General features: G+C 50.9%; 3 protein-coding genes. All 3 read left to right on the top strand.

What is annotated here, in order from left to right:
• Positions 1–110 precede the first annotated feature (110 nt).
• Positions 111–824, top strand: coding sequence for a HipA domain-containing protein (locus tag PPL9_RS02760; protein WP_280139015.1), 714 nt, complete (start codon positions 111–113; stop codon positions 822–824).
• Positions 825–1,005: 181 nt separating this feature from the next.
• The gene (locus tag PPL9_RS02755; protein WP_057461216.1) at positions 1,006–1,605 is read left to right on the top strand and encodes a recombinase family protein; all 600 of its coding nucleotides are present in this window, start codon (positions 1,006–1,008) and stop codon (positions 1,603–1,605) included.
• 799 nt (positions 1,606–2,404) lie between these two features.
• Positions 2,405–11,449, top strand: a complete 9,045-nt coding sequence (locus PPL9_RS34055) for an FG-GAP-like repeat-containing protein (protein ID WP_057461214.1) — start codon at positions 2,405–2,407, stop codon at positions 11,447–11,449.
• The last annotated feature ends 220 nt before the right edge of the window (positions 11,450–11,669 follow it).

Genomic DNA, 11,669 nt, shown 5'->3' with positions numbered 1-11,669 from the left:
TGATTGAAGGGGCATGCCCCTTCAATCAAAAGTCAAAGCTGCGAAAGTGGGTAATTTTCAAGCAGCACAAATGGGGAAAATACATCCAGCACTGACATCCAGGAAGCTCTCTGGGCGGTGCACGGCCGAAGGCCAGTATCCTAGATCAGCACGGACGTCTTTCTGTAGCGAAATTTCCGAAGGAGACGGACAGCTACTGCGTCGAGCGTTGGGAAGCTATAACGATGGAGATAGCCCGGCGAGCCAAGATTTCAGTTGCAGATCACACCCTCGAAATGGCTGGCGACAAACCTGTCTTTTTGTCCCGCCGGTTTGATAGGAACGAAGAGGGCAGGATCCCGTTCATCTCGGCGATGGCCATGCTCAACGGGCGGGACGGGGAAAGCTACAGCTACCTAGACCTAGCTGACGTGATCACCTCGGAAAGCGTAACCCCGGACATGGATCGCGAGGAACTTTACAGACGGGTCGCCTTTTCCATCCTTGTGACAAACCTCGATGACCACATGCGAAATCACGGATTTCTTCGCGGGAAGGGCGGCTGGCACCTCTCACCAGCATACGACATCAACCCGGTCCCGAACCAACCACGCGTGCTCAAGAGCTACGTGAACGACGACAATCCAGATGCCAGCATTGAACTGCACCGTGCTCAGCACGAGGATTACCTCCTCGAGGTTAAAGATGCCGATCGCATCATTGCGGAAGTGGCCAAGGCCACAAAGACTTGGAGGGAAGTCGCTCATGCTTTAGGAGCACCAGAGCGGGAAATTAAGGAGATGGTATCAGCCTTCGAGCACGAGGAAACGGATTTGGTCTGGTAATCAAGGGCTAGAACAAGTTTAGCTCATAGACGTATGCTAAGCAGTTTATCTTTTATTATCAATAAAGTGTCCGAAAACGGTGGTTTGCGGACAGGGCTCCAATGCCTGTTCAAATATTAGATTGACACCATTATGGACAGGTTGATAGTTTCGGACATCTATTTTGGACGGAACTGCCTCTATGTCACGCACCTTTGCCTATGCCCGGGTCTCCACAACCGGCCAGACCACTGAGAACCAGATCCAGGAGATCGAAGCTGCTGGGTTTGCGGTTGAGCCGCATCGCATCATCAGTGAGACCATATCTGGCAGCATGCCCATGTCTCGCCGTCCAGGATTTACTCGTCTTATGGACCGGCTGGAGATTGGAGATGTTCTGGTGGTCACCAAGCTGGACCGACTTGGCCGCGATGCTATGGATGTCAGTGCTACGGTGCAGCAGCTGGCGGACGCTGGCGTTCGGGTGCATTGCCTTGCTCTGGGTGGGATTGATCTGACAAGCTCTGCTGGCAAGATGACGATGCATGTGATCAATGCAGTGGCCCAGTTTGAGCGCGATCTTCTGGTAGAGCGTACGCAATCAGGTCTGCGGCGGGCTAAGGCTGAGGGTAAATCTCTCGGCAGGCCACAGCGCTTGTCATCTCGGCAGAAACAAGAAGCCCTTCTGGATCTGGAGAACGGTATGAATATCTCAGCTACTGCCCGAAAACATGGCGTCAGCCGACAGACCATTATGCGGTTGAAGGATAGCAGCAATGCTGAAGACGAGTATGAGAAGTGAAATAATTTCACGCTAACAAGCATCAACTTCCAAACAGGGTCCAGTAAATCTTCTTTTAGAGCTGCGTTGCCTTGTGAGACAGCTTCTATGAAGATGAATAGCTTTTGATTTTCTTACCAGCCCCCCTGATATATGTTTCTGCGAGAAACGATAAATATATCCATGGGAATAAGAACAATATGGGTACGAATAGGCGAAGGTGATCGCAGTGCTGAGGGAAACTCAGAACGATACTTTTCTCAAGCAAACGAAATCAAAGATTGATGACGCTTTTAGCGTTCCCAAAATCCTATGACAGTCTTATCTCTCCGCTATGAGCAGCTTTAATGATGCCCCGTGAAAGTAAAATAGAAATGAATAAATGTGAAATAAGAATACAATATGCAAGTATAGCAGGTGCCATATTTATGCCATTTTGCGCTTATTTTTTTGCTGTATACATTACATTTGATTCACTTAAGCATATTCAGCTCGTAGAGGCGTATACTATTACTTTCTTCCTGTTGTGGCTTGTTTTTTTTATCGTTGTTTCTCCAATAATTCTCGAGAAGTGCAATTTTCGCAATGTTTATGGGCTCGATGATAAATCAATAGTAATATCATCTATATCTTCTGTCGTAGGCTTTGCTTTCCCGCTATTCTATGATGGATATTATCCATTTAATGAATACATAATAGATGATCCCACGTTAATTACTTATGTAGTTATTTACATGGTGCATGCAACTACTTGGGCTATCGCTTCAATGTCTGCTTTTAGTATCTTGAGTTCCAAATAAAAAAGTTTAGAGGTTCCGAAATGGGTGGTTTTAAAGACAGCAAAGTTGGTGGCATCGATGGGGCCGGAACTGTTGGTGGCGCTATTTGGACAGTTCAAGACGAAGCTATTAAGCAAAACTGGCCGGGCACGACAACTTTCAATGTATTTGGAAAGTTAGGGGCGAGTACTTTTGTCGCTTTTGAAGCTATGGAAGTGGCTTCCGGGTTCGCACAAGACGGGGTAAAAGGAGGAGCTGTACAGGCTGCCGGAGCAGCATGGGGATGGGAGGCGGCTTCGAGAGCTATCCCGAGTGGAGTGTCCCTTGGCGCAAACTTTGGAAAAGTTGGTGGTGCTGCGGGCCAAGCTGTAGGCGGTGCTATCATTGGTACCGCATATGGTGTTGTAGCAGGCTTTGGTATGGAAACTGCTGTCGAAGCTTTAGCGCCTGATGCTATTGATAGCAATGCGTACGCTTTACTTGCGTCAACCATGGCAGCCAAAGAAATATTAGACGTATATGCAGCACATATGTCATATACTGCAAAAAATATTGAAACTTACAACCCATTTACCGACTATATTTATGGTACGTTAGCAACAACTATTGCTTTATCTCGTGCTATTAAGGTGTTTGAAGATGCTTATTTTCCTGCGCCGGCTCCAAGTTCACCATTCTCTGATGCTGATGCTATCGAAAATCTTAGGGAGTTTGTCGATAATCTGGATAAATCTGCAGAAACCATAAAGGGGGTCGTGTCTACTGGCCTCGGTTATCAGCCCGGCAGCCAGTCAAGTGCTCAGCACTCCAATAATCAAGTCCCCTCAGTTCCCAATCTCTATGATCCATTAGGTTCAATCTATGATCTGCCAAAGAACCCGTCTTTTGATAATCATACCTCGTATGGTGGCGATGGCGGTAGCTCTTATGGTGACTCCGATGCTGGTGGTGGCACCGCCTCCTCAGGTTCAGACCAAAACACCAGCACTGCGCATGAAAACTCTTCCTCAAGTGGAGCATCAGATTATTTTGGCGGGGGCTATACTGGTGAGGGCTATAACGGGGTAGGCTCAGGCGGATACCCTAGCAATTCCGGCAACAATTCTTCGGGACGCAATAACGAGAAATCAGGAAGACCCGAGCCGAACTATGGTGGATCTGATGGCGGTGACCCTCACGGTCGTTCGGATGACCACAGCAGTAGTTATGGTGATTCTGATGCGGGTGGTGGTAGTTCAACTTCCGGTTCTCACTCCAGCCCTAATGATGTTGGCAGTGTAGACCGAGGCACATGTTTTGTTGCCGGTACGCTGATCCTGATGTCAGATGGTTCTGCCAAGCCGATTGAGCAGGTTGGTCTTGAAGATCAGGTCATGGCCTTTGATGGTCTTGGTGAGCTTGAGCCGCGCGAAGTCACTGATCTATTTGTCCATGGCAAGAAGCCGATTCTGGATGTGGATGGTGTACAGGTCACCTCTGAGCATCCGTTCTTGCTTGCTGATGGCAGTTATCAACCGGTTGGTCAGCTTCGGGTCGGAGATCAGATCGTTCGCGCTGATGGCTCGCTTTATACCATTGAACGGATTGCGGAAGTTGAAGGCAAGCATACGGTCTATAACTTCACGGTTGAGGGTCTGCACACCTACGTGGCTGCAGGCTTTAGGGTGCACAACAAGTTTGTTGATCCGGTTATTCTTGATCTTGATGGCAATGGTATTCAGGTGACACGGCTGGATCAGTCGACCATGTTTATGGATGCAGGCGGGGATGGTCTGGAGCATCGCACGGCCTGGGCGGCCAATGGTGATGGGGTGCTGTTTTATGATCCCGATGGCCGCGATGCAATCACCGAAAAACGTCAGTTTGTGTTCACTGAATGGGATCCAACCGCCACCAGCGACATGGAGGCGCTGGCCTCTGTGTTTGACAGCAATGGCGATGGTGTCCTGAGTGCAGAGGATGCTGCCTTTGCCAAGTTCAAGCTGCTGGTGACCAATCCTGACGGGTCCACCAGCGTCAAAACATTGACCGAGCTTGGGATTACGCAGATCAACCTGACGGCGGATGCCTCCAACATTGAGCTCAGTGATGGCTCTGTCATCGCCGGTCAGTCCACCTTTACCTGGTCTGATGGAACCACAGGCACAGTGGGCGACATGAAGCTTGCTGCATCTGATATGGGCTATCGGGTGGAACAGGTGGAGAGTGTTGATGGCGCTGGCGCACGCACGCTGATTGCGACGGCCTATGAGACTGATGGCAGCAAGGCCTTTGAAATCCACTCTGTCACCAGTGCAGACGGACTTGTCCTCACCAACCGCTATGATGACAATGGGGATGGGGTCACGAACCGGATCCAGAGTATTGTGACGGTGGTTGGTTCTGATGGCAGCCGCACGCAAACAGAGAGCAATTTTGCTGGCAGCGATATGGCCAGTGCTGTCCTGCGCAGCCGAACCCAGACCACAACCAGCGCAGATGGGAACACCCTGACCATTGAGCGCGACATGACAGGCGGTGGCTGGTTTGAGCAGCGCGAAGTGCGGGTAACGCAAAGCGACGGCAGCCAGATCATTACCATCAGTGCTCTGGCTAAGGACGGATCTGTAATCACCTCTCGCAGTGAAACTGTCTCCAGCGATGGGTCGGTGCGTGTTGATGGATATGATCAGGACGGTGACGGGTCCTTTGATACCAACGAGACCCACAGTGTAACCGTAAACGATGATGACAGCCGGTCCGAGACGATTGCAATTACCAACCAGGATGGCTCACTGCGCTCACACGTTAAAGAAGATGTCAGCGCAGATGGTCGCACGAAAGTGGTTGAGCGGGATCTGGACGGAGATGGTGACACGGACACCCGTGAAGAGCTGTCAATTACGGTTGCGGCAGATGGCCAGACGACCTCAGAACTCACCGTTAAGAATGGTGATGGTTCCCTGCGCAGTTCAACGACAACCGTTCAGTCTGCTGATGCGCTGACCAGGACCACAACAGCGGATCAGGATGGCGATGGCGACATTGATCTGACCATCGTGGATACCACCACGATTGCCGCAGATGGCAGCCGTGAGCAGGTGGTTACGCAGACCAATGCGGATGGATCTGTGCGCTCGAAGACCCGGGAAACACTGGGCGCAGACAAGGTCAGCCAACAAACTTTCGTGGACCTCAACCAGAATGGGAGCCTTGAGGCAAGCGAGGTTGTGTCTTCAGTCGTGTCCAGCTCTACAACTCAAGACCGGGTTGCCACAAGTTGGACCCGTAATGCGGATGGTTCTGTGAGCGCAAAGACGGTCGCCACCACCAGTGCCGACGGTTTGCGGACCACCACGCACACAGACCGTGACGGGGATGGGGATACGGATGTTTCTGTTCAAGACATCACCAGCAGCGATGGAGGCGGCAACTCAACGCGAACCGTTACCACCCGCAATTCTGACGGCTCGCTGCGTTCTCAAGCAAAGGTCAGCACCAGTGCGGATGGTTTGAGTGTTACCACAACCACTGACGTAGATGGGGACGGTCAGATCGATGCCCGAACTGTTGAGGTTCTGGCGAAGGAAACCGATGGCGGTACACGCCAGACCCGTTCAGACTATGCTGGTGATGGCAGCCTGATCTCAAAACAGGTCGTGGAAGAAAGCGCAGACCGGCGCGTGAAGACTACAAGCGTTGACCTGGACGGCGATGGCAATAATGATGCCGTTTCCATACGCACGGAACAGACAGATGGTTCAGTCAACCTGAATGAGACCTCTTATGCCAATGATGGCACGGCGCTTGGACAAACACTGACCACCAGCAGTGCCAATGGTCTGACCACAAGTGTTGCAAGAGATCTGGATGGTGATTTATCTGTCGACGTGACAGTTACAAGTGTAACAACACTGAATGCAGATGGCAGCGAAACCACCGTGCAGGAAACCCGCAATGCAGACGGCTCTTTGCGCAGCCAAAGCACGGTAAGCGTCAGTGATGACGGCCTGCAGAGCGTGACGCAAACGGATGATGATGGTGATGGCACCTTTGAGCGCAGTGTCCAGGACACCACTGTGCTTAAAGCTGACGGCAGCACCGTTCGCACGTCTGAGACCCGCTCTGATAATGGATCGCTCCTGAGCCGCACACAGGTGACCCTCAGTGATGATGAGTTAAGCTCTGTTGTTAAGACAGACGCGGATGGGGATGGCACCTACGACTTTGTCAAAACAACAGAAGCGGAGCTTCAGGCTGATGGGTCTCTTGTTACCACAGTTGAGCTGCGCGACGGTTCTGGTGAGCTGCGCACTCGTTCTGTTGAAACAGTCTCAGACAACGAGCGCTACCGTTCAAGCGAAGTCGATGTGAATGGTGATGGTCAGGCTGATCAGATCACCACACAAACGATTGCAGAAGATGGTCAGGTCACAACATCTGTGCGCACGCAGTCAAAAGACGGCGAGTTGCAAAGCCAGAGCGTTACGCTGACCAGCGCCAATGGCCTAAGTGTCACGAAACAGCTCGATCAGGATGGTGACGGCGTCTATGAGCGCCGCAATGAAACCATCCGCAGCCTGAATGAGGATGGCTCACAAACCACCACGACCTCTTTGAAGGGGCAGGATGGTACGCTTCTGAGACAGACGGTTTTGGAGGTCTCGGATGACACTTTGGTCTCCACGCGCCGTGATGATCTCAATGGTGATGGCCAGAGCGATCGGACAACCAACAATCAGAGGGTGCTTGCCGCAGATGGCAGCCAGACCACAACCAGCAGCATTACAGCCCAAAATGGCTCATTGCTGAGCAAGACTGTGAGCACAATGAGCGCAGATGAGCGTTCCTATACACGGTCGGTGGATGTGGACGGCAATGGTCATCAAGATGAGGTTGTCAGCACCGTGACTGGGGATGATGGCGTGACCACATCTACAATGGCCTACTACTCTGAGAGCGGTGGGTTGCTGGCCAAAACGGTGCAAAGCAAAAGCGGCAATGGTCTTCAGACCAGTACAACACTTGATCTGGATGGAGATGGCGTCACAGATCGCAGCATCAGTGATGTCACAGTGCTGTCTGATGATGGCAGCCGGACACAGACCGTGACCCATATGAATGGTCAGGGTTATGCGGCCGCACGTCTTGAAACACAGACTGCTGATGATGGACTGAGCGGGCAAGTACGTCTTGACCGGGATGGCAATGGTATTTTTGAAACTAGTTCTTCGTTTGAAACAGACTTTGCCAGCAACGGAGACGTGACGCGAACCACGACGACCACAGATACTGGTGGTGTATTGGTCGCAAAAACCACAGGCACCACAAGCGGTGATGGTCTGCACGTGAGTGAGGTCACCGACTTTGACGGCGATGGAGCCGCCAACCGTTCTGTTGACCGTGAACTGGGGGCCTCTGGCGGCGGAACAGAAACGCTCATGCTCAGCGCTGATGATGGCCAAAAACTCTATCGCGCCACGACAGTGACCAGTGCAGATGAGCGTAGCCGGACCTCTACCATCGACCTGGACGGGGATGGTGTGAGCGATCAAAAGATCGAGACACAGCTGGATCTAAGCGGCAATCAGACCACGGTCCATTCTCAGCTTCGCGAAGACGGGACTGCAGGGACACTTGTTACTCAGACCACCTCTGCCAATGGGCATGAGCAATCCTATGCATTCGATCTGGATGGCGATGGCCGTGCGGATATCTTGCGCAAGACCAGTATCTCTTATGATGAGACTGGCAATCAGGTGAAGGTGTTTGAGGAAAAAGACGGCGATGCACTCAAGTACTACAGCACCACTGTCACATCAGGCAATGGCCTGACCTCAACAACTACAGTTGATTCCAATGGTGATGGTGAAACTGACACCACCACCGTTGATGAAACCATTCTGGGTGCAGATGGCAGCACTACCTTTACCAGCACGGAGCGCTATCAGGGTGGTAGCCTGCGCTCCAGCTACCAGGAAGTAACCAGTGCAGATGGCCGAACGCTCTCAAAGACTTTTGATTTTGATGGCGATGGCAGGAAGGACAAAACAGAGGTCACCAAAACGCTGGCAGATGGCAGCAAGACAGTCACAGAGACCGCTTACAGTGCAAGTGGTTCAGCTCAAAAGAGCTTTGTGACCCAAACCTCATCTGACGGCCTAACCACCGCGATCTTGCGTGAGGGCATAACGCAGACCATCGCACGTTCAGTGCTGAACGATGGCAGTTACACCTGGGACAACGGGGTAAGTGCATCTTCAAGCAATGAACATATCAAAGTAAGCCATGAGATCGATGCCCATGGTCTGGAGACCTGGCGCATAGAAGAGACAGTTGATGGCTCAACCACGGTAACCTCACAGCGCTTTGATGAGGCGGCAAAAAACCGTTTGCTGCAGGAAGCTGCTCAAATCTATGACAGTGTGCTCGACAGAAAGATGGACATCTCTGAGATTGAGATGCTTGTCCAATACGCGGACAACAGCCAGCTCAATCACACTGCCCTGGCGCAGGCACTGCTTGATTCCGATGAGTACACCACCCGCTATGGCACCTTAAGTGATGCAGGCTTTATCGCAAGAACCTATCAAAGCACGCTTGGCCTAGAACCTGAACTTGCAGAACTGGCAGAGCATCTTGAAGATCTTAACGCAGGTACGCTCACCCGCGCACAGCTCAGTGTAGATCTGGCCCGGTCCGTAGAACACAAGGTGACCGGCAACAACACCGGACAGACCAACAACGAAGATGTCTTCCTGTTTGATCTGGAAAAAGAAGAAGACTTGTTTGCCTCCTTTGGTGAGGAAGGGCCTGCCATCAAGACCAATGACATGGAGGTCAAGCTTGGAACCGATGGGGCTGATACGCTCCAGATAGGGTCAGCGGATGCAGCATTTGGCGGTGGTGGCAATGACACTATCACAGGCGGTAATGGGAATGATCTGCTTTATGGAGGCAACGGCAACGACATCTTGAACGGTGGCAAAGGCATCGACAATCTGGTGGGTGGTCAAGGCAACGACACACTCAAGGGTGGTGACAGCACGGATGTTCTGACCGGAGGCGAAGGTAATGACCGACTAGAGGGCGGCTCCGGCAACGACGTTTACGCCTACAAGCGTGGGGATGGCAAAGACACCATCTCTGACAGCAGCGGCAGTGCAGATGTTCTGGTCTTGTCAGATCTAACCTTGGATGACGTGACACTGCGCCGTGATGGCAACGACATGATTGTCTATGTGCTCGACAAAGACAATCCCGATGCAGCATTGGCAGATCTGGAAGGCTCCACCCGTATCCAGAACTGGAATTCATCGTCCAAACGCATTGATACGCTCAGATTTAGTGACGGCACTGAATTTGCGTTTGGTGAGTTCGATGAGAACAGTATAATCGCAATTGGTGGGAACCTAACTGGATCGACATCAAGTGACTGGCTGGAAGGGACGCATGCAGACGAAGCGCTCATCGGGGATGCTGGCAAAGATGTTCTAAACGGCGGCGCAGGCGATGACACCCTCAAAGGTGGAGATGACGATGATCTGCTTATAGCTGGAGCCGGGAATGACCGCCTGATTGGCGGCAGTGGCGCTGATTATTTAGATGGCGGCGATGGAGTGGATACCGCCGAGTATTCCTCCTCTGGCTTTGGGATGTGGATTGATCTTAACAGCAAATCTGCCAGTGAAATCAAATACCTGAATATTTTCTCCGACGCTCAGGATTGGAGTGGAGATGTCACTCACTTTTTCTCTTCTGATCAAAGATGGGAAGTTGGAGACTTTAACGGCGACGGTAAAGACGATATTTTCGCCGTTTATAAGACCGGTGATAGTCTGGAGCAGCGTGTTTATCTTTCTCAAGGGGATAGCTTTTCAAGCGTAGAGTATTGGACTCCAGACGAGACTTGGGTGTTTAGAGATAAATGGGTAACCGGCGATTTTAACGGTGATGGTAAAGATGATGTCCTGACAATGTACGCCGCTGGTAGTGATGATGACACCAAGTTCAGGGTTTACCTTTCAGAAGATGGAGGATTTTCAGAACCTCTGGATTGGAGCGGAGACATAACCTGGGTCTACAAGTCCAGTCAGCGTTGGGAGGTAGGTGACTTCAATGGCGATGGTAAAGACGATGTCTTTGCTGTTTACAAAAAGGGAAGCGGTCTAAAACAGCGTGTCTATCTTTCTGAAGGAGACGGGTTTGCGAGCGTAGAAAATTGGACTCCAAACGAGACTTGGGTGTTTAGAGATAAATGGGTAACCGGCGATTTTAATGGTGACGGTAAAGATGATGTCCTGACAATGTATGCCGCTGGCAGCGACAATGATACTAAGTTCAGAGTTTATCTTTCTAACGGTGATGGGTTCTCTGATGCACAAGATTGGAGTGGCGACACGACGTGGGTGTATAAATCCAGCCAGCGTTGGGAAACTGGAGACTTTAATGGCGATGGTAAAGACGATGTCTTTGCTGTTTATGCAGATGGAAGTGGCGTGAAGCAAAGGGTCTATCTTTCAGAAGGTGACGGGTTCACCAGTGTAGAGAACTGGACACCAGATGAGACATCTGCATTCAAAGATACTTGGCTAACGGGAGACTTCACAAATGATGGCAAAGATGATGTCGTAACTATTTACGGTGAAGGCTATTACAATCTCGTCAAGCAAACCGTTTATCTCACAGGCGTGGATCCTAACATTGACAGTGATACTCTTGTTAACATTGAGAATATTCAAGGGTCAGCCTTCGATGATGTTATTCGAGGGAATGCACTCGACAATAGGCTTTGGGGGAATGACGGCAAAGATGAACTCAATGGCCGACAAGGAGATGATACCCTAACTGGTGGCTCTGATAGCGATACCTTCGTGTTTGACATTCGTGCTTTTGGGCATGATGAGATTACAGATTTTGCAACGGGCGCAGGCTCTGATGATATCATCAGCATAGATACCGAACTATTTGCAGACTTTACATCTGTACTCGCCGCGACAAATGACGTCGGAGGAGATACGGTAATCAAGCTAGATGACGAGAACTCCATCACCTTGAAGGGTGTTTCGAAGACAGACCTACATGTCGATGACTTCCAGTTCATCTGATTATGTAGTTTGATCAAGCTTTAGAACTTCATATTTGATCCAAGTGACCCCGGGGATTTTCTCCGGGGTTTCTGTTTTGTTCGTTCTTAGCGTACGATTTTTAGCAAATCTTGTTCTGACCCCTTATGTGACAGATTGGGCGACAGGAATTGCCGAGATTGATCCACTCGTGCTTGATCTGGACGGGGATGGCATTGAACTCACACCGTTTGCTGATCGT

It is taken from the genome of Pseudovibrio sp. POLY-S9 (assembly GCF_001431305.1).
GTDB lineage: Bacteria > Pseudomonadota > Alphaproteobacteria > Rhizobiales > Stappiaceae > Pseudovibrio.
The sequence above is the reverse complement of the archived record's forward strand: the minus strand, read 5'-3'. Positions and strand labels throughout refer to the sequence as shown.